Annotated in this window: 24 protein-coding genes; 11 read left to right on the top strand and 13 right to left on the bottom strand. The window is 62.5% G+C overall.

From position 1 onward, the window contains the following. Nucleotides 1-11: 11 nt before the first annotated feature. The gene (locus tag Q0Q36_RS08360) at nucleotides 12-1,289 is read right to left on the bottom strand and encodes a hypothetical protein (protein ID WP_293797247.1); all 1,278 of its coding nucleotides are present in this window, start codon (nucleotides 1,287-1,289) and stop codon (nucleotides 12-14) included. A gap of 175 nt (nucleotides 1,290-1,464) precedes the next feature. Between Q0Q36_RS08360 and Q0Q36_RS08365 the strand changes: the two genes are divergently transcribed. The 7 genes from Q0Q36_RS08365 (at nucleotide 1,465) to arsB (ending at nucleotide 7,279) form a co-directional block, all read left to right on the top strand. Beyond that, nucleotides 1,465-1,782 carry a helix-turn-helix transcriptional regulator gene (locus Q0Q36_RS08365; protein ID WP_291552543.1) on the top strand — a complete coding sequence of 106 codons (318 nt, stop codon included), beginning with the start codon at nucleotides 1,465-1,467 and terminating at the stop codon, nucleotides 1,780-1,782. A 51-nt stretch (nucleotides 1,783-1,833) separates the two neighbouring features. Beyond that, entirely contained in the window at nucleotides 1,834-3,231 is a 1,398-nt protein-coding gene (locus Q0Q36_RS08370; RefSeq protein ID WP_293797250.1) for an FAD-dependent oxidoreductase, read from the top strand. Then, nucleotides 3,231-4,454 carry an MFS transporter gene (locus Q0Q36_RS08375; protein ID WP_293797253.1) on the top strand — a complete coding sequence of 408 codons (1,224 nt, stop codon included), beginning with the start codon at nucleotides 3,231-3,233 and terminating at the stop codon, nucleotides 4,452-4,454. Before Q0Q36_RS08370 ends, Q0Q36_RS08375 begins: the two co-directional genes overlap by 1 nt. Nucleotides 4,455-4,483: 29 nt before the next feature. Next, on the top strand, nucleotides 4,484-5,242 hold the full coding sequence (gene arsH / locus Q0Q36_RS08380) for an arsenical resistance protein ArsH (protein ID WP_293797255.1): 759 nt from the start codon (nucleotides 4,484-4,486) through the stop codon (nucleotides 5,240-5,242). Nucleotides 5,243-5,316: 74 nt separating this feature from the next. Next, entirely contained in the window at nucleotides 5,317-5,688 is a 372-nt protein-coding gene (locus Q0Q36_RS08385; RefSeq protein WP_293797257.1) for a helix-turn-helix transcriptional regulator, read from the top strand. 89 nt (nucleotides 5,689-5,777) lie between these two features. Beyond that, on the top strand, nucleotides 5,778-6,203 hold the full coding sequence (gene arsC, locus Q0Q36_RS08390; protein WP_293797259.1) for an arsenate reductase (glutaredoxin): 426 nt from the start codon (nucleotides 5,778-5,780) through the stop codon (nucleotides 6,201-6,203). A 5-nt stretch (nucleotides 6,204-6,208) separates the two neighbouring features. After that, nucleotides 6,209-7,279, top strand: a complete 1,071-nt coding sequence (arsB, locus tag Q0Q36_RS08395) for an ACR3 family arsenite efflux transporter (RefSeq protein WP_293797262.1) — start codon at nucleotides 6,209-6,211, stop codon at nucleotides 7,277-7,279. Between the two features lie 4 nt (nucleotides 7,280-7,283). On the opposite strand, the gene Q0Q36_RS08400 is transcribed toward arsB, so the two are convergent. Further along, on the bottom strand, nucleotides 7,284-8,162 hold the full coding sequence (locus Q0Q36_RS08400; protein ID WP_293797264.1) for a helix-turn-helix domain-containing protein: 879 nt from the start codon (nucleotides 8,160-8,162) through the stop codon (nucleotides 7,284-7,286). Then, the gene (locus Q0Q36_RS08405; RefSeq protein ID WP_293797266.1) at nucleotides 8,159-8,677 is read right to left on the bottom strand and encodes an arsenate reductase ArsC; all 519 of its coding nucleotides are present in this window, start codon (nucleotides 8,675-8,677) and stop codon (nucleotides 8,159-8,161) included. Before Q0Q36_RS08405 ends, Q0Q36_RS08400 begins: the two co-directional genes overlap by 4 nt. Nucleotides 8,678-8,789: 112 nt before the next feature. Between Q0Q36_RS08405 and Q0Q36_RS08410 the strand changes: the two genes are divergently transcribed. Both Q0Q36_RS08410 and arsJ read left to right on the top strand, forming a co-directional pair. Beyond that, the gene (locus Q0Q36_RS08410; RefSeq protein WP_293797268.1) at nucleotides 8,790-9,833 is read left to right on the top strand and encodes an ArsJ-associated glyceraldehyde-3-phosphate dehydrogenase; all 1,044 of its coding nucleotides are present in this window, start codon (nucleotides 8,790-8,792) and stop codon (nucleotides 9,831-9,833) included. 4 nt (nucleotides 9,834-9,837) lie between these two features. Continuing rightward, nucleotides 9,838-11,082: an organoarsenical effux MFS transporter ArsJ gene (gene arsJ / locus Q0Q36_RS08415; protein ID WP_293797270.1), complete on the top strand. Its 1,245-nt coding sequence runs from the start codon at nucleotides 9,838-9,840 to the stop codon at nucleotides 11,080-11,082. A 287-nt stretch (nucleotides 11,083-11,369) separates the two neighbouring features. On the opposite strand, the gene Q0Q36_RS08420 is transcribed toward arsJ, so the two are convergent. After that, nucleotides 11,370-12,632: a phospholipase D family protein gene (locus Q0Q36_RS08420; protein WP_293797273.1), complete on the bottom strand. Its 1,263-nt coding sequence runs from the start codon at nucleotides 12,630-12,632 to the stop codon at nucleotides 11,370-11,372. Nucleotides 12,633-12,704: 72 nt separating this feature from the next. Between Q0Q36_RS08420 and Q0Q36_RS08425 the strand changes: the two genes are divergently transcribed. After that, entirely contained in the window at nucleotides 12,705-13,370 is a 666-nt protein-coding gene (locus Q0Q36_RS08425; protein ID WP_293797275.1) for a TauD/TfdA family dioxygenase, read from the top strand. Next, the gene (locus Q0Q36_RS08430) at nucleotides 13,367-14,323 is read left to right on the top strand and encodes a hypothetical protein (RefSeq protein ID WP_293797277.1); all 957 of its coding nucleotides are present in this window, start codon (nucleotides 13,367-13,369) and stop codon (nucleotides 14,321-14,323) included. The genes Q0Q36_RS08425 and Q0Q36_RS08430 overlap by 4 nt, the downstream gene beginning before the upstream one ends. A 176-nt stretch (nucleotides 14,324-14,499) precedes the next feature. Here Q0Q36_RS08430 and Q0Q36_RS08435 read toward each other — a convergent pair whose 3' ends face one another. From Q0Q36_RS08435 to Q0Q36_RS08475, 9 genes are all read right to left on the bottom strand, one after another. Next, nucleotides 14,500-14,886: a cytochrome c family protein gene (locus tag Q0Q36_RS08435; protein ID WP_293797279.1), complete on the bottom strand. Its 387-nt coding sequence runs from the start codon at nucleotides 14,884-14,886 to the stop codon at nucleotides 14,500-14,502. A gap of 28 nt (nucleotides 14,887-14,914) precedes the next feature. Next, nucleotides 14,915-16,189, bottom strand: coding sequence for a gephyrin-like molybdotransferase Glp (gene glp, locus Q0Q36_RS08440; RefSeq protein WP_293797281.1), 1,275 nt, complete (start codon nucleotides 16,187-16,189; stop codon nucleotides 14,915-14,917). 74 nt (nucleotides 16,190-16,263) lie between these two features. Next, a complete protein-coding gene (locus Q0Q36_RS08445; RefSeq protein WP_293797283.1) occupies nucleotides 16,264-18,726 on the bottom strand; it encodes an arsenate reductase (azurin) large subunit in 2,463 nt (820 codons plus the stop codon). Between the two features lie 11 nt (nucleotides 18,727-18,737). After that, nucleotides 18,738-19,259 (bottom strand): arsenate reductase (azurin) small subunit, encoded by a 522-nt coding sequence (locus Q0Q36_RS08450; RefSeq protein WP_293797285.1) that lies wholly within the window; start codon nucleotides 19,257-19,259, stop codon nucleotides 18,738-18,740. Between the two features lie 176 nt (nucleotides 19,260-19,435). Continuing rightward, nucleotides 19,436-19,606, bottom strand: coding sequence for a hypothetical protein (locus tag Q0Q36_RS08455; protein ID WP_293797287.1), 171 nt, complete (start codon nucleotides 19,604-19,606; stop codon nucleotides 19,436-19,438). An 8-nt stretch (nucleotides 19,607-19,614) separates the two neighbouring features. Further along, nucleotides 19,615-20,151 carry a MerR family transcriptional regulator gene (locus Q0Q36_RS08460; protein WP_293797289.1) on the bottom strand — a complete coding sequence of 179 codons (537 nt, stop codon included), beginning with the start codon at nucleotides 20,149-20,151 and terminating at the stop codon, nucleotides 19,615-19,617. Nucleotides 20,152-20,227: 76 nt separating this feature from the next. Next, complete coding sequence (locus Q0Q36_RS08465; protein WP_293797291.1) at nucleotides 20,228-21,544, bottom strand: sigma-54 dependent transcriptional regulator; 1,317 nt, start codon at nucleotides 21,542-21,544, stop codon at nucleotides 20,228-20,230. Further along, complete coding sequence (locus tag Q0Q36_RS08470; protein WP_293797293.1) at nucleotides 21,534-22,991, bottom strand: ATP-binding protein; 1,458 nt, start codon at nucleotides 22,989-22,991, stop codon at nucleotides 21,534-21,536. Before Q0Q36_RS08470 ends, Q0Q36_RS08465 begins: the two co-directional genes overlap by 11 nt. Next, nucleotides 22,988-23,812, bottom strand: a complete 825-nt coding sequence (locus Q0Q36_RS08475; RefSeq protein WP_293797346.1) for a PhnD/SsuA/transferrin family substrate-binding protein — start codon at nucleotides 23,810-23,812, stop codon at nucleotides 22,988-22,990. The genes Q0Q36_RS08470 and Q0Q36_RS08475 overlap by 4 nt, the downstream gene beginning before the upstream one ends. Nucleotides 23,813-23,899 lie beyond the last annotated feature (87 nt).

Below are 23,899 nucleotides of genomic sequence, written 5' to 3' on the forward strand. Positions count from 1 at the left end.
ATGGCCTGGATCTACTTGGCAGAAGGCTCGCTGAGGATCCAATCCGGAAACAGCACTTCGCGCAATCGGCCGATTGCGCTACGACGTCCCCATTCCTTGGCACTTTCTGCCCTCAACTTTGCTTGGGCCCTTTGAAGAGCGTTCTGCATCGAATTGCGCTCAAAAAGGTGCGGCTGCCAACGCTCGATTCCCTTGCGCACGAGCGTCAGCGCTCGATGGCCGCCGTTGGAATCGAAGTCGTTCGCGATGGAAATCAGCTTGGGGTGGCCAGATCCTGTGACCACTCCGGCTTCCAATGAAATCAAGAGTCTAACCAGTGAAAGGATGCAGGCCGAGCCGCTGTTCGGCCCAAACGGTGGCAGATCTGCCTGTTCGGCGGCCTCGTTGAGCATGTCGTACGGGTCCGGCAGGCCCGGCATATGGTAATATCCACCTTGATAGGTTTTTACCCATCGCTCCTTGAAATCATCGGCCCAACGCCTGGGCCGCGCACGAGCCGCCGCCTCTGCGATCGTGACGATGCTCGAATCCCAGGGCTCCTCTCGCTCAGCGTGGTAGGTCCACGCTCGCAGTCGAAAGCCGCCGTCAGCTTCGCATTCCGCAATCACTTCGCTATCGACAGAGAACAACAAGCCGCCCTGGTCCGCGATGATATCTCGAACGGAGGCCCGCATCGGTCCGGTCGGGTCGAAGTTTCGCATCACCCAGAGGAGAGCCGTTCCCATCCGATCGTAGAAGGCCCGCCGGCCATTGATGCCGTGCAGCGTGATGGTGGCGAGCTGGGCCTCCAGGACGACCTTCTTGCCTTCACATTCGAATTGAATGTCAGGAAATCGGCCGAAAGGGAACTCGAAGCGCATCTCGTCAGTCGGGCGTTCGTAAGCCCCCAGGGAAACCGAACCGACGTTTGGATCGTCCTCCGCAAGCCGCGCAAGCAAGGCAACCAGGTTCTTATGTGCCTCTCCTTCCTGCCGGCCATGGAAAATTCGCGCGTTGATCTGGTCGGGGGTCAGCTTCCTTTTGACTTCCAGCGGGCATTCATACGCCCCGCGGGGCAAGTGCGACCAAAAGTACCGCGCCCCATTGAAAACGGGAGCATGCGGATAAAGCTGCTGTCCACACGCCGGGCAGGTGAACTTTATCGGGCGACGTGTTCTCGTGCTGAGATGGGCAGTCGCCTGGAGGCGAACTGTCGAGCTTGGATCCTCCATCATCTCGGCGATGTCGGAGGCCGAGATCTTCACGTGGCGCTCGACGTCGATCGCGTAGGGAATGAGAAGCGGGCGCATCGGTGAATCCTGCCCTGAACGTGCTCTGGCGAATCAATGACCACGCAATTTGTGATGGCCATTTCACTTGCTGTGTCAGTGGTCGTCCACCAGCGTGGATCGCTCTGTGTCATGTATTTCTATCATTCTAGAAATACGAATTGACTCGATGTGGGACTCGCGCCAAACTCCCTTCATGGTCACGATCCAAAGCGCAGCCGCTCAACTCGAAGCCCTCGGCAATCCGACGCGGCTTTCGCTCTACCGTCTTCTCGTAAGAGCCGGCCACGACGGGCTATCTGTCGGACAGTGCCAACAACGACTTGAGGTCGCGGCCTCAACGCTTTCCCACCATGTGAAAGCGCTCGTCATCGTCGGGCTGATCAGCCAGGAGCGCGACGGTACGAGTCTCATCTGCCGCGCGAATTACGATCGGATGAATGCGCTCGTCGAGTTCCTCGTCGCCGAATGCTGCGTCGACAGCCAGTGCGGCTCCAACCAGAGCGCTGCGTGAATAGTCAGGCCTTCTATTTCAATATTTCTAGAACGACAGCAGGAAAGGAAGATGGCAGTGAAGAGCGTCGCTATCATCGGGGCAGGACCAGTTGGACTTGCTGCAGCTGCTCATGCGCTGGAGCGTGGCTTATCTCCCGTAGTCCTGGAGCGCGGTCCGGCGGCCGGGCATGCTATCCGGCAATGGGCACACGTCCCGATGTTCTCGCCCTGGGCCTTCAACGTCGATAAGGCGGCGGAGCGCCTCCTCGAGGTGTCGGGCTGGACGCGCCCCGATCCCGATCGTTATCCGACGGGTGGTGATCTGATTTCGCAGTACGTCGCCCCTCTAGCCGAACGACTGCGGGATCGGATCAAGCTCAATGCCGAGGTGATCTCGGTTTCCCGGGCAGGCTTCGACAAGGTCAAGACGGATGGCCGCGAGGCAGCGCCGCTGCTGGTGCGCTATCGCAACCGCGATACGCTCGCGAGCTTGGCCGTGGATGCCGTCATCGATGCGTCCGGAACCTGGTTCTCGCCGAACCCGGCTGGCGTCGGCGGTTTACCGGCGATCGGCGAGATCGAAGCGACCGAGCATATCGCTTACGGGATGCCGAACATCTCCGGAGCAGCCCGATCGCGCTATGCCGGCAGGCAGGTCGCCGTGCTCGGCGGAGGCCATTCGGCCATCGGCACCCTCATCGCGCTCTCCGAGCTTCAGGCCGAGAATCCCACAACCAAGATCACGTGGCTCTATCGGGGTCCGATCCTGGCGAAGGCATTCGGTGGCGGCGCCGCCGATCAGCTCTCCGCCCGCGGCGAACTCGGTCTCCAGATCGCGGATCTCGTTAAGCAAGGCCGCATCAGGACCCATACCGGCTTTCGTCTGGAACAAATCGAGCGCGATGCCTCCGGTTTGCGCCTGATCTCAAGCGACGAAAGCAAGCAGTCCGTCACCGTCGACGAACTCATCGTCGCGACCGGCTTCCGCCCGGAACTGGCTCTCCTGCGCGAGCTGCGCGTCGAGCTCGATCCGGCGCTCGAATGCCCGCCGAGCCTGGCGCCGTTGATCGACCCCAATGTCCACTCCTGCGGAACGGTGCGTCCTCACGGTGCCGCCGAGCTCGCCCATCCGGAACCTGGCTTCTACATCGCGGGCATGAAGTCCTATGGCCGAGCGCCGACCTTCCTGCTCGCGACGGGGCATGAGCAGGTCCGTTCGATCGTGGCTGAACTCGCCGGCGATCACGCCGCGGCCCGGCGCGTCGAGCTCGTCTTGCCGGAGACCGGTGTTTGCAGCGCGACGCCCGGTGGGCCGTCAGCTTCGACATCCAGCTGCTGCGGAGGTCCCGCGCCTGCGGCCGTCGATGCTTGCTGCGTCGATGACGCGGTTGCCAAGCAGTCCGGGAAGGTGGGATGCGGATGCTCGTCCAGCTCCCACGAAACCGCCCGCGAGACGGCCGAAGCCTGATGTCCAGCCTGTCGCTGCCTGTGCCCACTCCCACCGGAGGGCGTGGTCTCGCATTGATCACGGCGCTCGGCGTCACACAGGTCGCTGGTTATGGCGGCTTGTACTATGCCTTCGCCGTGCTGGCGCCGAAGATGACCGAGAGCTTCGGCTGGTCGCCCGAGTGGACATATGGCGGGTTCGCGGCCGGGCTGCTGATCGGCGGACTGATCGCGCCCGTCGCAGGGCGATTGATTGATCACTACGGCACCCGGCTGATGATGACCCTGGGTTCCGTACTTGCCGGCCTCTCGCTTCTCGGCTTGGCGGAAGCGCGTGGTCCGATCGGCTATGTCGCGGCCATGATCGCCCTGGAGGTTGTTTCGACCCTCGTCCTCTACGATGCGGCGTTCACGGCGCTGACGCAGTCACGCGGCCCAGGCGCAAGGCGCGCGATCAGCCAGCTGACATTGATCGGGGGCTTCGCATCGACACTGTTTTGGCCGTTGACGACTGCTCTGCTCAATTCCTTCGACTGGCGCGACATCTACCGAATCTACGCGGTCGTCCAGATGGCTCTGTGCGCGCCGCTGCATTGCCTGCTGCTCCCGGGTCCGGCCCGCCGTGCCGTGGACTCTGTGTCATCCACCAACAACGCCGATGCCGCACTCGCGGGCTACCTTGAGGGCAACGCCCGCCGCAATGCGTTCGCACTTCTGGCGCTGTCATTCTCGCTTCAAGGCTTCGTGGTATCGGCGATGTCAGTCCACATGCTGACAATGCTTCAGGGACTGGGGCTGAGCGCGGCTGTCGCTGTCGGCATCGGCGCGATGGTCGGTCCCTCCCAGGTTGCGGGGCGCCTGATCGAAATGTTGTTCGGAGCCTCGATCGACCCTGTCACGACCGCCTGGACCTCTGCGGCATTGATGCCGGTCGGGTTCGTTCTGCTGACCATCGGCGGTTCCGCGGCCGGGCTCGCGGGTCTGTTCGCCATTGCGTACGGCATCAGCATGGGCCTGAGCTCGATCGTGCGCGGGACGGTTCCCCTGAAGCTCTTCGGTCCCGTCGGGTATGGGGCGATGTTGGGCAAGCTTTCCGCACCCGGGCTGGTCGTCAAGGCCGCGGCGCCGCTCCTCTTCGCCATGCTGCTCGAACGGGCCGGTTTGATGCCGAGCACGTTGCTCCTGGTCGCCCTTTCCGGCCTGGCGGCGGCTGCGATGTACGTCCTGGCGCGCAAGCTGCGCTGAACTCCCTTCCGATTATCAAGGAGAACCTCATGCCATTGCGTGAGCTGACCGATATTTCCTCGCTTCCAGCCCTCAAGCCCGAATTCGCGATGAGGCGCCCCGCCGGTCTGCCCGATCCGCTCGGACACCCGCCGCGCATCCTGCTGCTCTACGGCTCCCTGCGCGAACGCTCCTTCTCTCGGCTCGCCGTCGAGGAAGCTGCGCGCCTTCTGACTCTGTTCGGAGCCGAGATCCGCATCTTTGATCCATCCACCCTCCCCCTTCCTGACCAGGTCAAAGGCGACGACCACCCGGCGGTTCGGGAATTGCGCGAGCACGCGCTCTGGTCGGAAGGTCAGGTCTGGTGCAGTCCCGAACGCCACGGGCAAATCACCGGCGTGATGAAAGCGCAGATCGATCATCTGCCGCTGGAGATGGGCGGCATGCGCCCGACCCAGGGACGGACACTGGCGGTGATGCAGGTTTCCGGCGGCTCCCAATCCTTCAATGCGGTCAACACGCTTCGCCTGCTCGGGCGCTGGATGCGGATGTTCACGATTCCCAACCAATCGAGCGTCGCAATGGCCTACAAGGAATTCGATGAGGCGGGGCGGATGAAGCCATCGTCCTACTACGACCGCATCGTCGACGTGATGGAGGAACTGGTCCGCTTCACCGTCTTGCTGCGGCCGCATGCGGAGACGCTGGTCGATCGCTATTCCGAGCGCAAGCAGAAGCAGATCGTCGCCGATCCGACTACGGACATGTCAGCCATCGCGATCGCTCACCAGCATCGCCGATCGGCCTGACAACGCCAAGCCAGCCGCCCAATTCGAAGGTCGCCCAGCTTGCGATACATCCATATATCCACTAACTTGGATACATGGAATCAGAGCAGAGCATTCTGGCGCTGGCGGCTCTCGCACAGCAGACCCGCCTCGACGTGTTTCGCTTGCTGGTGAAGCATGAGCCCGAAGGTCTGCCCGCGGGAGAAATAGCCCGCCGCCTTGCCGTGCCGCAAAACACCATGTCGTCGCACCTGGGCATCCTGGCCCGAGCCAAGCTGGTCCGAACCGAACGCCAGAGCCGCTCCATCATCTATCGAGCGGACCTGGAAGCGGTGCAGCACCTCGTCACCTTTCTGCTGAACGATTGCTGCGGCGGACGGACCGAGATCTGCGCTCCGGTGGTCGCGGCGCTCTCGGCTTGCTGCGCCTCCTCTTCGGCCGCGACCGAGATTGAGGAAAACGCCTAGACCCCTCCCCCGACCGGCTCTGCGCCTCTCGATAGGCGGTTCGCGCCTTGCCGCCGGAGCACGAAACCTCTGTGCCGGAGTCACTTCAGATGGACGTCGTCATCTACCACAACCCCGATTGCGGGACCTCACGGAACACGCTCGCAATGATCCGGAATGCTGGGGTCGAACCGCACGTCATCGAGTATCTGAAAACGCCGCCCTCACGCAGAATGGTGCGCGAACTCGTCGATCGCGCAGGTCTTTCGCTGCGCCAGGCACTACGCGAAAAGGGAACGCCTCACGCCGAGCTTGGCCTGGACGATCTCTCGCTCAGCGATGAAGCCCTGCTCGACGCGATCGAGGCCCACCCCATTCTCCTGAACCGCCCCTTCGTCGTGACGCCGAAGGGCGTCCGGCTGTGTCGCCCGTCCGAGCGGGTGCTCGACCTATTGCCGCCGCAGTACGGCGAGTTCCGCAAGGAAGACGGGGAGCTTGTCGTTGATTCATCCGGCCGTGTTCTCGCGGGAGCCTGAGAGCCATGTCGACCTTCGAACGTTACCTGACCCTCTGGGTCACCCTGTGCATCGTCGCGGGCATCGCGCTCGGCCACATTGCGCCCGGCGTCTTCCAGGCGATCGGCGCGGCTGAGATCGCCAAGGTCAACCTGCCGGTGGCGATTCTGATCTGGCTGATGATCGTGCCGATGCTGCTGAAGATCGATTTCGCGGCGCTCGGCGAAGTCGGGCGCCACTGGCGCGGCATCGGCGTCACCCTCTTCGTCAACTGGGCGGTCAAACCATTCTCGATGGCCGCACTCGGCTGGTTCTTCATCTCTTATCTGTTCCGGCCGTACCTGCCGGCGGATCAGATCAACAGCTACATCGCCGGCCTGATCATCCTCGCGGCGGCGCCCTGCACGGCGATGGTCTTCGTCTGGTCGAACCTGACGAAGGGCGAGCCCCTGTTCACGCTCAGCCAGGTCGCTCTCAACGACGCGATCATGGTGGTCGCCTTCGCGCCAATCGTGGCCCTGCTGCTCGGCCTTTCGGCCATCACCGTGCCTTGGGACACGCTGCTGCTGTCGGTGGTGCTCTATATCGTTATCCCAGTGATCGTGGCCCAGCTCATGCGGCGTCAGCTTCTGGCGAGCGGCGGCCCCGCCGCGCTTGACCGCGTGCTCAGCGTTCTTGCCCCGATCTCGCTGGTGGCATTGCTGGCGACGCTGGTGCTGCTCTTCGGCTTCCAGGGCGAGCAGATCCTGGCGCAGCCGCTCATCATCGCGATGCTCGCGGTGCCGATCCTGATCCAGGTGTATTTCAACTCGGGTTTGGCCTACCTGCTCAACCGGATGACTGGCGAAGCGCATTGCGTCGCCGGACCTTCAGCCCTGATCGGCGCGAGCAACTTCTTTGAGCTCGCCGTCGCTGCCGCGATCAGCCTGTTCGGCTTCAACTCCGGAGCCGCGCTCGCGACCGTCGTCGGGGTTCTCATCGAGGTCCCGGTGATGCTTTCTGTGGTCGCGATCGTGAACCGGAGCAAAGGCTGGTACGAACGCCACCCGGCCGTCGTACGCAGCGCCACCAAGCGCGATGCGTCAGCATCGGCCTGAACGGCTAGGCGGCCTCCAGGGATCTGGGGGTCGCCCCGTCCATCCGGCCGATGGCTTCAAGCGCCGGCGCCAGTTCGGCCAGGGGCATGCTCTCGAACGGCAGATTGACGAGAGCCGTGACCCGAGCGGTCAGGTCTCGATAGCTTTGACGGAAAGCAGCACGGCGCGCCTCAATCGGGCCGCCGACCTCTGCGGGGTCGTCCAATCCCCAATGCACCCGCGTCGGCGCGCCCGGGAAGGCCGGACAGGCTTCGTCGGCCGCGGAGTCGCAGACCGTGATGACGAGGTCGATTTCAGGTGCGTCCGCCGCCAGGAATTCGTCCCAGGATTTTGAGCGAAAGTCGGCGGTCGCGTAGCCGAGCTCTCCAAGGAGTTGGAGCGCAAGCGGGTGCGGCGCCTCATGCGGGCGGCTGCCTGCCGAGTAGGCCTGGATGCGGCCAAGCCCTTCCCGGTTCATGACCGCCTCCGCCATGATCGATCTGGCGGAGTTCCCGGTGCAGACGATGAGCACCCGCAATGGGGTGTCGGTTGCCTGCGCCTCCCTGCGCGAAAGATAGGGAGTTGCGGGCACCTCGCAGGCCGCCAGGCTCTGCGAGCAGCAGGCCTCGGACAAAAAACCGAGCAAGGCGTCCGCGCGATCCGGAACCGCGGCGAAGATGATGTGTCGGCCTTCGCGGCGCGAGGCAAGCAGTCCAACCTGCTCCAACGCCGCGAGATGGGTCGACAGGGTATTGTGCGGGACGGCTAGCAGCCGACCGATATCGCCCGCCGCCAGGCCGTGAGGCCGGTAGCGCATCAACAGGCGGAAGACTTCCAGGCGGGTCGACTGGGCAAGCGCTCCCAACAAGTCGACCGCGCCGGCGGCTTCGAGGCGGGTGGTCAAGCGGCGTCGTCCTTCCTTCCCAGATCGGTACCGATCGCGTTCAGCCGATGCTGTAGAGCGACACGCTCCAGTGAGGCTAGCGGCAAATTGGTGAAGATCGATATCCGATTGTTCAACATGCGATAGGCATCGGCGAAGGCAAGCGCCTTCTGGACATCCTCGCCCACGAAGGCCGCCGGATCAGGCAGACCCCAATGCGCGCTCATCGGCTGCCCCGGCCAATGCGGGCACGGCTCGTTCGCGGCGTCATCGCAGAGCGTGAAAACGAAATCGAGCGGCGGCGCATCCGGCTTCGCGAACTCCTCCCAGTTTTTCGGGCGAAACTGGGTGACGTCGTAGTTCAACGACTTCAGCAGGCGCGCAGCGAACGGATTGATCTCCTCCCGCGGATCGCTTCCGGCGCTGAATCCTTTGAACTTGCCCGGCGCGACGCGACTGATGATCGCCTCCGCCATGATCGAGCGGGCGGAATTACCGGTGCAGACAAAGAGCACGTTGAGCGGAGCGCGGGCCATGTTTGTCATCTCATCATGTCGATAGGTTTCGACATGATTGACTCCGTCGTCATTTCGATGTCAAGCGACATATCGAATAATGCGCTCTGGATCGAATTTGAGAGGCGATGGTATGAAGGTCGGGATCAACGGCATGGGGCGGATCGGACGGCTGGCCCTGCGAGCGGCGCTGGGCGCGGCGGAACGACCGAATGATGATCCCCGGCGCGAAAACCGCCTCGAGGTCGTTCATCTGAACGAGATCAAGGGAGGCGCCGCGGCGACGGCTCACCTGCTGGAGTTCGACAGCATGCAGGGCCGCTGGCGAACCGAGATCGGCCATGACGGCGACGGGGCGATCCACATCGGCGAACGCAAGCTCAGCTTCTCATTCGAGGCATCCCCTGCCGAACTGCCCTGGGGCGATCTGGGCGTCGATGTCGTTCTCGAATGCACCGGCAAGTTCCTGACCCCAGCGGTGCTAGAGGGACATCTGAAGCGCGGAGCCAAGCGGGTGATCGTCGCCGCGCCGGTGAAGGATCCGTCCGTCCTGAATGTCGTCGTCGGAATCAACGAAGGCCTCTACGATCCCACCAAGCATCCGATCGTGACGGCAGCCTCCTGCACCACGAACTGCCTGGCACCGGTCGTGAAGGTCGTTCACGAGAACCTCGGGATCCGGCACGGCCAGATCACGACGATCCACGACCCCACCAACACCAACGTCGTGGTCGACGCCCCGCACAAGGACCTGCGCCGGGCTCGTTCGGCGATGCTCTCGCTCCAGCCGACGACGACGGGCAGCGCAACGGCGATCGCGCTGATCTATCCGGAGCTCAAGGGGAAGCTCGATGGCCACGCAGTCCGCGCGCCCGTGCTCAATGCCTCGCTGACCGACTGCGTCTTCGAGCTCGAACGGTCGACGACGGCCGCGGAGGTCAATGAGCTCTTCAAGAGTGCAGCGACAGGCTCCCTCGCCGGAATCCTTGGCTTCGAGGGGCGCCCCCTCGTCTCGATCGATTATCAGCGGGATACGCGCTCCAGCATCGTCGACGGCCTATCGACGCTCGTCACGAACGGCACGATGCTCAAGGTCTACGCCTGGTACGACAACGAGATGGGCTATGCCTGTCGCATGGTCGATCTGGCCTGCCATCTCGAAGCGGCGGGGATCTGACGCGATGAATGAGGGCACGCGCAACTACGCCATCGTGACGGCCGCATATTGGGGCTTCACGCTCACGGACGGCGCTTTGCGCATGCTCGTGCTGCTGCACTTCTTCCGGCTCGGATACTCGCCCTTCACCCTTGCTTTCCTCTTCCTCCTCTATGAGGCCGCGGGCGTGCTGGCGAACTTCATCGGCGGCTGGCTCGCAGCGCGCTATGGCATCACCAGGATGCTCACAGTCGGCCTGACGACGCAGATCACCGGCTTTCTGGTGCTCTCGGCTCTTTCGCCCGATTGGTCGGCCGTTACCTCCGTGATCTGGGTGGTACTCGCCCAGGGCATCTGCGGGGTCGCTAAGGACCTCACGAAGACGGCCTCGAAATCGGCCATCAAGATCGCCGAGACCGCGGCCAAGGCACAGGATTCGGAAGGCCGCCTTTTCCGCTGGGTCGCCTGGTTCACCGGCTCCAAGAACGCGATGAAGGGCTTCGGCTTCTTCCTCGGCGGCCTACTGCTCGAATTCCTCGGCTTCCGGGGCGCACTGTGGGCGATGGCAGCGGCGCTCAGCCTAGTGCTGTTCGGGGTCGGGGCATCGCTTCCGCCCATGCTCGGAAAGGCGAAGGCGAGCAAGAGCGCACGCGAGCTCTTCGGCAAGAACCGTGGCGTCAACCTGCTCGCGATCGCACGCGTCGCCTTGTTCGGAGCCCGGGATGTCTGGTTCGTCGTCGGCGTGCCCGTCTTCCTCTATGCAGCAGGCTGGACCTTCACGATGGTCGGCAGCTTTGTCGCGCTCTGGACCATCGGCTACGGGCTCGTGCAAGCGGCTGCGCCCGCCGTGGTCAAGCGCAGCCCCGACGGGCTGACGCAGGAGGTGAGAGCGGCAAGGCTCTGGTCGCTGATCCTCGCCATCATTCCCGCCGCCATCGCCGCCGTTCTGGCGAGCAACTCGGGATTGAGGCTGGATATCGTCCTGGTGGTGGGCCTGGGCCTGTTCGGCTTCGCCTTCGCGGTCAATTCGTCGGTGCACTCCTATCTGATCCTGGCCTATGCGGGATCCGAGAAGGCGGCCGAGGATGTCGGGTTCTACTACGCAGCCAATGCGCTGGGGCGCTTCAGCGGAACCCTACTGTCAGGCTTGCTCTATCAATGGGGCGGCATCTACGCCTGCCTGGTCGGTTCGTGTTTGATGCTTATAGCGTGTTTCCTGGCCACTCTCGCGCTGCCGGGGCGTGATGCCCTGGTTGCAGCACGGAGCTGAGTTCTTAAGACGCGGGAAAATTCTGGACTGGCGTATTGCGCCATGAACGGGCTCAGGCTCCCGGCCCGAAAGCAGACCTTAAGCAAGCGAGGTGGCACGACCGAAACGACCCACTTCCACGTCTGGAGCGTCCGTGGATCGGTCGACCTGGCGAAAGGCCAAACTGGTGGCTCTGCTCGCATCTGACATTTAGGCTCATCGATGCTTGCGGACATCCAACAACGCATCGCCCGCTCGATCGTGAGATCGCGGTCGGCGCGTAGCGGTTCAAAACTACGCCGAGGTCATCAGCCTCGGACGTCGAAGCCGATGTACCTGAGGGCCTTTGCGATGCGTCCGTTGAGCGGCGGGCACTCTTCCGGCTTTAGGGAGCCGTACAACTCCAGAGCGCAGAAGAGTCCGAAATTCGAGAGTTTCCGATAGGGAGAATACAGAACATCGTGGAGGCGCTGGATAAACTCCCCGCCCCCGTAGATCAGGTATGCGAGCGTCTGCCTGACCCGCTCGACGTCGTTGTTATTCCGGGCCCAAAATTCTGGGATGAGGTTCTTCTCCCCGCCTTTCACGAAGCGCAGTTGCTCGTTGAACGCGTGGAGAGCCATCAGCCCGACCGACAAAACTTCCTTTGATACCGAGTGGATTCCCTCGACGCTCGCAAAAACCTTGTGCAGGTTTTCGAGCCGAATGGCGAAGTCCTCGGTTACCTTGTCATCGTCGGTCGAGACCCATTCGTTTCCGAGCTTTTCAAGCAGCGGGCGGCGCTCGGCTTCGTTGCGATAGGGAGATGTATTCCAGGAGTCGTCGCCGATGGCGTAGGTAAGTCGGACCCAGTTCAGAAACCGGTTGGTTTCGCTCGCAGGTCCGAGTTCAGCGAGCTCTTTCCTCCGATAGCCGGCGGCCTCGAGGACATTGGTGACCTCCGTGAATGCCGGGCGGTACTCTTGGTAGACCTGCCTTCTGAGCCCCTCCAAGAAGATCTGCTCCTTGGACGCTTTGTGGCTGTCGACCTGGATGTTTGGCGGAACGGCTTTGCCGATCGCCTTCTCAATCTCCGTTTCCGGGTTCGGCCCCTGCTGGAGCCGCTTATGAGCAGCAGCAAAATCAGACAGGATTTGAGGGGTCAGTACCTTTCCTGCCTCCCAAAGCTCAACAAAGAGCGCGATGATCTCCTCGACCGCATCCCGGTCATTGTCCTGATCGAGGCGGATCGACGCTTCGCGGTTCGAGAACAGGCCGCCATCCGTCAGGTTCGATGAGCCCAGGATCGCCACATCATCAAAGATGAAAATCTTGGCGTGGAACCGGTCTGTGAAATAGCGAACGGAAACTCCTGGCTTCTCGCTCACCTGTGCGAGCGCCTGCGGGCTGGTCGACTCGTTCAGCCCAATCAGGAGCTGGACCTGCGAGCCCTTCTTCACGGCATCGAGTATGGGCTCGGCTTTCGTGAAATACGGCGCGGCCAGATAGATTTGAGAGGCGCCATCGGCCAGTTCATTGAACGGGTTGATGACGTAGTCCTTGCGCGGACCGTTCGTGAATATTCTGACCATTCCCACCCACCCCGGAATCGACCTAACGTCAGCACCTACGGTGGCGGCACATCAAGTGTGCAAGGACGCGCGATGGGGATTTCGGTCAAAACGATCGTGGATTGCGACGGGTGCATATTCATCGAGGGGTTTGAGCCGGGCAAGCCGTCCGCCGAAATCGCGCCCATGTTCGGAAAGGTCCTGTCGGTCTGGGACGACGCCCCAGTCCAGGAGCTTGTGCCAATCGACCAGAACGTCGCAGCTCCCAACACCTACAGCGGCATCTTCGGCCGTGATCGCTTCCCCTTTCACACCGACCTGGCGCATTGGCGAGATCCGCCGCGCTACCTGATGCTCCGATGCATCAAAGGTTATCTTGATATCCCGACGCCGGTGATCGACGGGCATGACCTGGTCCAGGCGATCGGGCCGGATTTGCTCAACCGCGCCCTGGTTAAGCCGCGACGGCCTCGCGGTGGAAGCTTCAGCATGCTGACGCTTCGCGAGCCAGAGGGCGACAGGCCAGCGCTGATCAGGTGGGACGAGGTTTATCTGAAGCCGGCCAGCAAGCTCGGGGAGCAGGCGATCTCTCGGATGAAGGTCGAGATCGATAGACGACAGGCTATCGAAAACGCGCTCGTCCAGCCCGGAGACATGATGATTATCGATAACTGGCGGATGCTGCACGCTCGCGCCCCAGTGCCAGCCGGGCGCGAGGACCGCATGATCGAACGGACATACCTGGGGGAACTGAATTGAAGAAGACAGTGAAGCCGGGTCCGATCGAGGCGATATGGAACCCAGATGATCTCTTCAACAAGGCCCTCCTCTACGTTCAGCAGACCGAGGACTTGGAAAGCGACCAGTGGCAATATGCCCTCTGGCTCAGCCTGTCGCTGGAATTTCTCGCTCGTGCGGCCCTAGCAAACATCAGCCCGGCACTGCTCGCCGAGACTGAAAACAAGCAGTGGGGCAGCCTGTACCACGCCTTGGGATTTGTTCCTAAAGAGCAGAAATACTCGCCCAAATCGATCGGCACGGCGGAGGTTTTTAAGCGCCTGAACCTCATCCTGGATGACTTCACGCAGGAGCACGAGAACTTCGGGATTCTGCACACTGGCAACCGGAATTCCGAGCTGCACACAGGCAAAATGGCATTCGAGGGCGTCAATGCCTCGACCTGGCAGCCGCGCTTCTATGGTATTTGCCAGGTACTGCTGGCGTCGATGGGCAAATCGCTCGAAGAGCTTTTCGGCAAAGACGAGGCCAAAGCTGCTAAAAAACTGATCGCTGCGGCCGCCGACGAGGGAGCTAAAGCGATCCAAGGTGATGTCGCCGCTCACAAGAAGGTTTGGGAGGCGAAGCCCAAGGCCGAGCAGAAGGCGCTGACCGAGTCAGCCGCGATCTGGGCAACACGTCATGTCGGGCACCGCGTCGCCTGCCCATCGTGTGGATCCCAATCTCTTCTGCATGGTGAACCAGTTGGCGACGCGAAGCAGCAGTTCTTTGAAGGCGAAATCGTCGAGACGCAGGAATACCTGCCCACGCATTTTGAGTGCGTGGCTTGCGCGCTGAAAATAACAGGCCTTTCCCGGCTCTCGGTGGTCAAGCTTGGTGATCGATACAAGAAGACGCAGCGATACGACGCTGCCGAACTTTATGCGCCCGAGGACAAATACGACGGCTACGAGGACGACAACAACGAGCGTTAGCCGGTCACAGCGTCTACTTCAACCACCGGCCACACCCCCTCACCGCCCTCGCCCCACACCCGTCCGTGGTCTGAAAGATCGCGACTAAGTCACCACAATCAAGATGGCCGTGAACCGCCCGAAAACAGACGTTGTGAGCGTCAGCAATGGGCCAAGAGAGCGACCGTGATGTCTGCTCACGGAACCTTCTTTCCGATCTTATCGAATTGTTTGAGGAATGCGGTCAGATCCTTGATCTCCTGCTCATTCTTGATGCCGGCGAACACCATCTTGGTTCCCGGGATCTTCGCCTTGGGATCCTTGATGTAGACGGCGAATGTCGCCTCATCCCAGGTGATGCCCGAGTTCTTGTTGGCGCTCGAATAGCTGTAGCCCTCGACTGATCCGGAATGCCGCCCGAACAGGCCATTGAGTTCCGGACCGACGCCGTTTTTTGCGGTTTCACCTATCTGGTGGCAGGCCCGGCATTTGTTCCAGGAGCGCTCGCCCGCGGAGATGTCCTGTGCAAAGGCAACGGACGGCGAAGCTACGAGCAAGGCAAGCACAGGCCACAGGCGATTCATGTTCGATGGATCTCCGATGATGAAAGGATCAGGTGGCGAAGCCGCCGCGCAGCGGATGAAACAGGACGACATCACCGGGATGAACGCCGCTGTTCTCCGCGGCGATCTCGGCCAGGCCATCGGCTTCGGCGAGCGGTTGCAGTCGGGCAGAACCGCCGCGGCCAAGGATCTCGACGCCAAGGCCCTCGTGACCTTCGACGAGCTTGACCGGAACGAACTCGGTTCGGCCTGCGCGGCGGACAAAGGCCGACTTGCTCGGTAAGGGAAAGCCGAGCCGCCGTGGAGGCTCCCGCCCCTCCAGGGAGCTGGCCATCGTTCGACCCAGCAGTAGCCAGCACACCAGGCTCGAAACCGGATTCCCCGGCAGGCCCAGGTACGCCGCGGAACCGATGCGGCCAACGACGGCGGGCTTGCCGGGCTTCAAGGCGATCTTGAGGGTTTCGCCGCTGCCGCCTGCCCGCTCCAACGCTTCAAGCGCATGGTCCTCCTCGCCGAGGGAGGCGCCGCCGCTGGTGATTACGAGATCGGCTCGCTCGGCCGCACACTGAAGTCGATCGGCGATCATTTCAGGCCGGTCAGGAACCCAGCCACCGTCGATTGGCACCAGGCCTGATTGCTCGATCAAGGCGAGCAGCATCGGCCGATTGGAATCATAGATCGCGCTGGGTTCGAGCGCGTCACCGGCCTGTCGAAGCTCGTCTCCCGTCGAGATCACGGCCACACGCGGCCGTGCGCGTACCTTGAAGGTGCCGATGCCCTGCGCGGCGGCAAGGGCGACATGGCGCGCATCGAGACGCTCGCCCACTTGGAGAAGGGTCTCAAGCGGTTGAACGTCCTCGCCCTTGATCCGGATATTGTCTCCCGCCCGGATCGGGCAACGCAGAACGATGATATCGCCATCGCGGTCGACATGCTCTTGCATGACGACCGCGTCGGCGCCCTGCGGCAGCGGGGCCCCGGTGAAGAGCCGAGCGGCCTGGGCCGCAGCGATCCGCCCGCCGCGGCCGCCAGCAGGAACACGGCCGACGACCTCGAGGCGGATGCCTGCGGCAAGTCCGTCGCCGGCGGCCAAGGCATATCCGTCCATGGCGGACTGGGTGAAAGGCGGTGCCGCAAGACGCGCCACAATGGGCTCTGCGAGCGTGCGTCCGGCCGCCTGCGTCACCGGGACGGTATCCGTCCTGGTCAGCGCCGCCGCATAGGCAGCCGCGCGAGCGCACGCTTCGGAGACAGAGAGAAGAGCCGGGGCGCGATCGGCGGCGAGAGCCGAAAGCGGCGCTTCGACCACAATGGGAAGCGTCATGACAGACCTGCGAGCTGGAAGTGAGGAGAGATGAGCGGGTCGCGTAAGCGTACGCCCCGCTCATCGTGACGGCGTCAGACCGCGTATTCGCGGCTCTTGAAGGACAGATGCCTGGTATTCTCCGGTGCGCTCGCGATCTTCCGGATGTTGCCCCAGGTCTGCTTGTAGTTCGGGATCACGAACTCATTGACGCCTGCAGAGACGACATTGCCTTGGACGCCCGTGGGAAACGCGAACAGCATGAAGGCCTGATTTCGCTTCGCCGAAGGCGTCGGATAGGCCATGGCCTGCGTCGAGCCGTTGTCGTTGTAGACCTCGACAAGATCCCCGTCCTTGAGGCCGAGCTCGGCCATATCGGCTGGGTTCAGCTCGATGAAGGGATATGGCTGAGCGTCCATGACGAAGTCGTTCTTCTGGTCGAGATAGGCGCTCTGCCAGATCAGGTTGGCCCGCCCGTTGTTGATCAGGAACGGGAACTTGTCCTTCTCGGCCTGCTTCCCGGCAGCCTGGAGACCACGCCACTGCGTCTCCATGAAGGTTGCCTTGCCGTCCTTGCCGCCGAACTTACCGTCGGCGAACAGCCGCTTCGTGCCGATGATCTTGCCGTCCGCGAAGCCGGTCGCCGGCTCCTGGAAGCCATTCGTGCCCATCGCCTTCAGGCGAGCATAGGTAACGTGCTCACCACCCTTCTCATGAGCATGGTAGCCGTCCATGAAGGCGTCTTCCTCGGTCTTCCAGTCGAAGCCTTTGAAGTTGTCGGCAACCTGGGCCATGCCGATTTCCCGGAAGACGCGTTCCATGTTGTTGGCGATGCGGGCCGCGATCAGGCAGTCAGGCATGGCTTGGCCTGGCGGATCCATGTAGCGCTCGACGAGGCGCATGCGGCGCTCGCCGTTCATTGAGGTCAGATTCATTTCGCCCGAGGTCGCGGCCGGGAGCCAGACATGCGACGCCTGGCCGATCTGGCTCGGTATGATGTCCACGTCGACCGAGAACAGCCCGCCCTTCTTGATTGCCTCGACGATGGCGTTGACCAGCGCCGTCCGGTCACCGAATGGGATCGAGTCCATCGCCTCCTTCACCAGATCGGTGCGCTTCTTGTAGGTTCGCTTGAACTGGTAGGCATTGAGCGTCGTCTTGTAGTGGTCGCATCCCCAGATGTGGTGAACGCCGCCCTTGCCCTCGATCAGGAGCTTGTCGACATAGGCGGCCGGCCGGCCGACATGGGCGTCAGACGGACGCGAGTAGCCTTCCTGGTGGCCGCCCAGACGCACGCAACCACCTCCCGGCCGACCGATATTGCCGGTGGCGAGAGCGACGTTCACGAGCGCGCCGTTAGTGCGGTAGTTGTCGTTGCCCCAGATCAGGCCCTTCTCATAGGCGAACATGGTGCGCCGACGCGCATTGCCTTCCTTTGGCGACGCAATCCATTCCGCCGACTGGCGGATCTGGTCGACGGTGAGGCCGGTCAGAGCGGCAGCCTGCTCCAGGGTCGTCTTGTTGGCCGCGACCATCTTGTCGAAGCCGTTTGTCGAAGCGGCAATCAGCGCCTTGTCGACCCAACCCTTCTCGGCGATGTACGTCATCCAGGCGTTGAACAGCGCAAGATCACTGCCCGAGTTGATGGCGAGGTGCATTACCCGCTCTTTGCCGGCCTCCACCTCGCAGGCGTTGACTGTCACGGTGCGCCGCGGGTCGATGATAACTATCCGCGCGGGAGAATGAGCCTCATTCGGAAGCTCGGCGCGCTTCTTGTCCATCGAGGTGCCGCGCAGGTTCGGCACCCAGTGATTCAGGAAGTAGTTGGTCTGCGTCTCTAGCGGGTTGGCGCCAACCACGACGATCGTGTCGGCGAGCTCGGCATCCTCGTAGCAGTTGTTGAGCTCGCCGATGCCCATGTCGCGCGTGGCGTGGACCTCGGAATTGTAGGCCGGCCGGTTGTGGATCCGGATGTTCTTCACCTTCATGGCGCCGAAATAGAGCTTGCCGGTGCCCCAGGTGTTCTCGTAGCCGCCGCCGGCGCCGCCATGATCGAAAGCGGAGACGAAAAGCCCATCCTCGCCCTGATCTTTGACGATCTGGCAGGTGACCCGGGCCACGAGATCGAGAGCATCATCCCAGGACGTCGGAGACATCGCTCCATATCGCCAGACCATCGGGTGAGTGAGACGCTGCTGTTGGGTCGAACGCGCCTCTGAGTACGAGGTCTCCGCCATGCGGGCGCCGCGGACCGAACCGAGGCCCGAATTCACCACGCAGTTCTTGTCCGGCATGATGACCAGGTGGACGTCCTTACCGTCCTGCTTGACGATGTTGTACATCGACGGCGAGTACCAGGCGCTGCTGTCGGCCCCTTGCTGCTGGGCAAGATCGACCTTGAACTTGTTCTGGCTCGGATCCGTGCCGCCCTGCCGGTTGATGTCCCAGGTGTAGGCCTTGTAGCCGCAGCCGACGATACAGAAGTGGCAAGTGACATTGTGCTCCTTGGCGTCCGCGGGGACGATGGGGAGGCGATCGATCTGACGCTTGTAGGTCATGGTCTTCTCCCTCAGAGCACGTTGGACAGGCGGCCGTAGAGAAGCTCGTCGAGCCCCTCGGCAACGATGTCGCCATTGGCTTCGACACGCAGGGCGTATTGAGGCAGGTTCTGGGTCGATTGCCCCCAAACCTGCTGGCCGCCGGCCTCGCAATCGAAGCGGGAGTAGTGCCCCGGACAGTTCAGGGTCTTGTCGGAGGAATTGAAGGCCAGCGGATAGCCCTTGTGCGGGCAGACAGTGGAGAAGCCGACGATGTCGCCGTCCGGCCCGACACCGCCCGGCACGCGCTTACCGAGCTTGATCAGGACGCCGGGTGCATCGTCATCGGGATAGGCAACGTCCTTCGGTTCGTTGACCTTGAGCTCCGCCACGGTTCCGAGCTTGTTGGCGGGATACTCGACCAGCGCGGCAGCGGGTTTCGCCTGAGCCGGCGCGGAAACGATCGTCGTCGCAGCCGCGCCAGCCGCAGCAAACCCCGCTCCTGACAGGAACCGGCGGCGGCCGAGATCGACCATCAGATCGCACTTCTTCATTGGGATTCCTCCAACCGTCTCGTGAGCGGTGGAAGGTGAGTGCAGGGCCCGTGCCGAGTTCCGAAAAGTCGAAAAGCCCTTTGAAAACCAGGACGTGAGTGGAATGATAAGATCGGACTCGTTCAGATTTCCGAACGTGTTGCGACCGCGAAGGTTCGTGACGTTGAACGTCGCGATCAACGCCGGGAGTTCGGCGGCTGGTCGCCGTCGTCGCGGCCGAAAGAAAGCTCCACATCCCTCCATTTGAGACGCCGCAGTCGCATCGCAAGGACGAGCCCGACGACTCCGATCAGGCTCAACACGGTGGGATTGGCGACGATCGCTGCCAGGGAATCGAGGCTTGGCATCGTGTTCCTCACTCGTCCGAGGCAGAGGTTTCGACGATCAGGTGCGGTCGATCGAGCTTCGCCAGGATCGCCTCGGCCGCCTTCTTGCAGTCGAAAATGATGGAAACCGGCCCGGTCTGATGCGTTCCCCGCTCCTGCTCATACTCATCGAGGCTGTCTGTCCGGCAAACCCCGGCGCTATCGACGATCACATAGCGCCCGATCTTGTGCCGGGGGTCAGTCGTCCGGACCGCATAGTCGGCGAAACCAAGCATTGGCAGCATGGCCATGCTCGCAGCCGTTTCCGCGTTGCGGAAGCCATCGCTGCCAAGCGGAACGGTAGCGACCCGAAGCCCGATTCCCGCGTCCGAAAAGGACTTGAGCGCGAGCATGCGGCTCAAATCCTCAAACGTGTACCGGCTGTGCTTTCCATCGTCTCGCGCGGCCAAATAGCCGCGGCGCTTCCAATCGCGCTGCAACTCCACCGACACGCCCGTTGCGCGAGCCGCTTCGGCGGGCGTGAACTCGGTCGAGATATAGCGGGTCGTGTAGCGACGTGGGCTCATGCAGGACAATCCGTGAGAGGTCCCACGAATATCGCGCGACATAAACCGTGTCAATCCTCACGGTTTGAGCGAAACCTCAATCTCTCACGGATCCGAGACCGTACCGCCTCATCTTTTCCCAAAGCGTTGTCCGGGAGACGCCAAGGGCCCTCGCGGTGGCAAGCACCGCTCCGTCGTTTTCTGCGAGGACGCGGGTAATATGGCGCCGCTCAGCCTCGTCGCGAATGCCCTCCAAGCCTTCCCGATGAGAAGGTTTGAAGGCAGTTTCGAGATCAGGAAACAGATCGCCAGGCATCAGCAACGGACCGTCGCTCAGAGCAACCGCACGTTCGACGCGATTGCGGAGTTCGCGCACATTGCCGGGCCATCCATGGGCGAGGGCCGCCTCCACGGCCAGGGCGCTCGTTCCCTGAATACGGTCGTCGCCATTCCCGGTGAACTCCGCGACAAAGCGGTCCATCAGCCACGCGATGTCCTCGCCGCGATCGCGCAGCGGCGGAACCGGTACGTGCACCACATTGATCCGATAAAGAAGATCCTCGCGGAATGAGCCCTCTCTCACCTTCTGCAGCAAGTCGGCATTGGTGGCGCAGATCACCTTGGCCCTGAATGGCACGACCTGCTCACCGCCGACCCGCGTGAAGCTGCGCTCTTCCAGAAGCCGCAGCAGCTTGGCCTGGAGCTTGGGCGCCAATTCGCCAATCTCATCGAGAAACAGCGTCCCCGCCCCGGCACGCTCGGCGTAGCCGAGATGACGCGCATGGGCGCCCGAGAAGGCACCCTTTTCATGGCCGAAGAGCTCGCTCTCCATCAACTCAGCCGGAATCGCCGCGCAGTTGACGGCCATGAACGGACCCGACTTGCCGCGCGAGGCATGGAGCAAGCGTGCGCAGACCTCCTTGCCGCTTCCGGTTTCACCAGTCAGCAGGACCGGTGCCCCCACTTTGGCCAGCCGCAGCAGAGTACACTCAACGGCGCGCATCGCTGCCGACACGCCCAAGACCCCATCCCCTTCCTGCGCAACCGGCTCGACGAGCGTCTCCAGGCGCTCAAGGAAGGACGACATCTCGAACGGCTTCGTGACGTAATCACCAGCGCCGCAGCGCATCAGCCTGACTGCCTGGTCGATCTCGCCAAATGCCGTCATGAACAGGAATGGCGGAGCTCGTTCGAACTTGGCGGTTTCAAGAAAAATTTCCTCGCCATTGCCATCGGGTAGCTTGAGGTCGCAGATCACAGCTCGCGGCCGGCGCTTCGAGAGCCCTTGCACGGCCTCCGCCTTGGTCTTCCACCAGGTGACCTCGGCTCCCTCGATTGCGAGCCTCTGGACAAGGGATTCGCCCATGATCGGATCGTCCTCGATCAAGCCGATCGCGCAGCGCTCAAGCGACATCGCGAAGCTCCTCTCTCATCCCGACGGGGACCATCACCCGAACCAAGGTGCCTCCCAGGGGCGAGTTGGCGATCACCGCCTTCCCTCCCATGTCCTGCAGCAGCCGGCGCGTGACCCAGAGCCCAAGCCCAGTCCCCTCACCGATCGGAGCCGGCCGGTTGCTTTCGCCGGCAAGGACGGCTCGGGCTTCGGCACTGAACCCCGGGCCCTGGTCATGAACTTCAAGCAACAGGAATTCGCCTTCGATGGCGCTGACGAAGATGACCGCTGCGCCCGAAGGGCTGACATGAATCGCGTTGAGCAGCAGATTCAATGCGACCTGCCGGAACGCCGTGGCCTCGACAGGCAATTCACCGCCGAGCTGGTTCCGCCATTCAAGCGCCAGCGCCCGCCGCGCGATCTCAGGCCCGACAAGCAGGCGAAGATCATCGAGATCATCCGAGGTCAGGCGCCGCGGATCGCGGTCGGCACGGTAGGCGGCAAGCGTCGAACGCACGACATCGCGTATGCCCTTCAGGCCGCGCTCGAATAGGTCCAGCGAGGTCGCGCGGACCGATGGCTTGTCGCCGTGGCGCTTCAATGTGTCGATCGCATTGAACAGCCCGCCGAGGGGATTGTTGATCTCGTGTGCCATGCCGGACGCAAGGCGACCGAGGCTGGCCAGGCGTTCCTCATTCGCGAGCTCCTTGGCGATCGCCTCGCGCTCATTCACCGCATCAGCCAATGCGTTGAAACGCATGAAAAGACGCCTGAACTCCCTTGTTGACCCGGCTATCTCACTTGACGGAATCGGTTGCACCGGCCCCGAGACACTGAGATCAAGATGGCGGGACAATGTGCCGATCGGGCCGAGCATGCGCCGGATGATCCAATAGCCGAAGGCCGCCAGCAGCAAGGCGATCACGGCATTCGTGGCGATCAAGGTGCGAAGGACGTCGCTGCGCTCGCGCAAGAGGTGGCCGATGTCATAGTCGACATAAATCTCCCCTATCCGACGGTCCTGGTAGATCAACGGCCTGCGGGCGAAGGCGCGCGCCTTGTCGGTATCGACCGTCAGCCGTGCATCACCGCGAAAATGCCGATCACGGTCCGATTGCCGGCTGAGCACAGGCGCTTGCCTCGGATCGCTGGCAGCAAGCGTCTCCCCCTTGCTGTCGACGACAACGATGCTGGCGCGGCCAAAGCCGCCTTCGAGCGAAGCGCCTCGCTCGACGATGTCGAATACCTCCCAGATATCCTCCCGCAGCACATGCGGAATAAGTGCCGATGCGAGGCCGTTGAGGTAGATCGTCGACATCGCGGCGAGCTGCCGCTCCTGGGTCTCGCGCAGTCTCGACAGCACGGCGTTGGTCATGACGATGCTGACGATCAGCATGAACGCCGCCACCAGCGCGGGCGTCTTGAAGGCGAGCGGCCAGCGCCGCGGATCAAACGACGCACGCTTCATCCGAGCGCCCTCACAAGCTCGACACGGCCCGCGATGCTATCGAACAGCGTTGGACTGCCGGTCGCGAATCCGTCGAGCCGCAACAGTGACAGAACGCTTCGACCGGTCTGATCCGTGGGCATATCGATCAGCGCCCGCCGAAGGCGCGCTATCCCCTCGCTCGCAGCGTTGCCGGCGGACGTTGCTATCGGCGGAAACCCCATCCAATCAGAGCGCCATGCAGCCTTGGTCTGCCGCGTCAGCTCTGGCTCGGTCTCGGTCATCACCTCCCAGACATAGCCGTCGACACTGCCGGATTGGGCAAGTCCCGCGGCTACCGCCCGGACCACGTTCCGGTGCCCATAGGTGAAAAATGTCCGTTTGAAGAAGTCCTGGGGTTTGAACTTCTGCTCAGCCAGCAGAGCTCGTGTCACGAGGTATCCCGAGTTCGAGTCTGGATCGGAAAACGCGTGAATATCGCCGCGCAGATCAGCGATGTTGGTCGCCTCGCGATCAGCGCTGACCAGCAGGTAAGACTGATAGGTCGGCTTGCCACGCCAGATTGGAACCGCGACCAGATCCAGTTCGCGGCGATAGGCCACGAAGGGAAACCCGCAGATCCAGGCCGCATCCAGCAACCCGGAAAGCAACTGGGATGTGATTTCCTGATAGGTTCGCTTGAGGACGAGTTGAACCTCGGTGTCCATGGCGACTGTCAGATAGTGCTGCAGGGCCTCAAGCAGTTGGAGATCGGAGGTTAGGAATACGGGCGTCAGCCCAAAGCGAAAAGGCTGCGCTGCACGCGGGGTCCTCGGCAAGACGAGGGAAGCCGAGGCACCCACAAGCAAACCACGGCGCGTAGGGGCGGCGCCTGCAAGAACTGAATCTGAGAGCCGGTCGACCCTCGAACTCACCGAAAACCTCCCAGT

This window comes from uncultured Allobosea sp. (assembly GCF_945957345.1).
Taxonomy (GTDB): Bacteria; Pseudomonadota; Alphaproteobacteria; order Rhizobiales; family Beijerinckiaceae; genus Allobosea.

Coding starts and splice junctions, on each gene's coding strand:
- Q0Q36_RS08360 (WP_293797247.1), bottom strand. CDS start 1,289: ATGCGCCCGCTTCTCATTCCCTACGCGATCGACGTCGAGCGCCACGTG.
- Q0Q36_RS08365 (WP_291552543.1), top strand. CDS start 1,465: ATGGTCACGATCCAAAGCGCAGCCGCTCAACTCGAAGCCCTCGGCAAT.
- Q0Q36_RS08370 (WP_293797250.1), top strand. CDS start 1,834: ATGGCAGTGAAGAGCGTCGCTATCATCGGGGCAGGACCAGTTGGACTT.
- Q0Q36_RS08375 (WP_293797253.1), top strand. CDS start 3,231: ATGTCCAGCCTGTCGCTGCCTGTGCCCACTCCCACCGGAGGGCGTGGT.
- arsH (WP_293797255.1), top strand. CDS start 4,484: ATGCCATTGCGTGAGCTGACCGATATTTCCTCGCTTCCAGCCCTCAAG.
- Q0Q36_RS08385 (WP_293797257.1), top strand. CDS start 5,317: ATGGAATCAGAGCAGAGCATTCTGGCGCTGGCGGCTCTCGCACAGCAG.
- arsC (WP_293797259.1), top strand. CDS start 5,778: ATGGACGTCGTCATCTACCACAACCCCGATTGCGGGACCTCACGGAAC.
- arsB (WP_293797262.1), top strand. CDS start 6,209: ATGTCGACCTTCGAACGTTACCTGACCCTCTGGGTCACCCTGTGCATC.
- Q0Q36_RS08405 (WP_293797266.1), bottom strand. CDS start 8,677: ATGGCCCGCGCTCCGCTCAACGTGCTCTTTGTCTGCACCGGTAATTCC.
- Q0Q36_RS08410 (WP_293797268.1), top strand. CDS start 8,790: ATGAAGGTCGGGATCAACGGCATGGGGCGGATCGGACGGCTGGCCCTG.
- arsJ (WP_293797270.1), top strand. CDS start 9,838: ATGAATGAGGGCACGCGCAACTACGCCATCGTGACGGCCGCATATTGG.
- Q0Q36_RS08420 (WP_293797273.1), bottom strand. CDS start 12,632: ATGGTCAGAATATTCACGAACGGTCCGCGCAAGGACTACGTCATCAAC.
- Q0Q36_RS08425 (WP_293797275.1), top strand. CDS start 12,705: ATGGGGATTTCGGTCAAAACGATCGTGGATTGCGACGGGTGCATATTC.
- Q0Q36_RS08435 (WP_293797279.1), bottom strand. CDS start 14,886: ATGAATCGCCTGTGGCCTGTGCTTGCCTTGCTCGTAGCTTCGCCGTCC.
- glp (WP_293797281.1), bottom strand. CDS start 16,189: ATGACGCTTCCCATTGTGGTCGAAGCGCCGCTTTCGGCTCTCGCCGCC.
- Q0Q36_RS08445 (WP_293797283.1), bottom strand. CDS start 18,726: ATGACCTACAAGCGTCAGATCGATCGCCTCCCCATCGTCCCCGCGGAC.
- Q0Q36_RS08450 (WP_293797285.1), bottom strand. CDS start 19,259: ATGAAGAAGTGCGATCTGATGGTCGATCTCGGCCGCCGCCGGTTCCTG.
- Q0Q36_RS08455 (WP_293797287.1), bottom strand. CDS start 19,606: ATGCCAAGCCTCGATTCCCTGGCAGCGATCGTCGCCAATCCCACCGTG.
- Q0Q36_RS08460 (WP_293797289.1), bottom strand. CDS start 20,151: ATGAGCCCACGTCGCTACACGACCCGCTATATCTCGACCGAGTTCACG.
- Q0Q36_RS08465 (WP_293797291.1), bottom strand. CDS start 21,544: ATGTCGCTTGAGCGCTGCGCGATCGGCTTGATCGAGGACGATCCGATC.
- Q0Q36_RS08470 (WP_293797293.1), bottom strand. CDS start 22,991: ATGAAGCGTGCGTCGTTTGATCCGCGGCGCTGGCCGCTCGCCTTCAAG.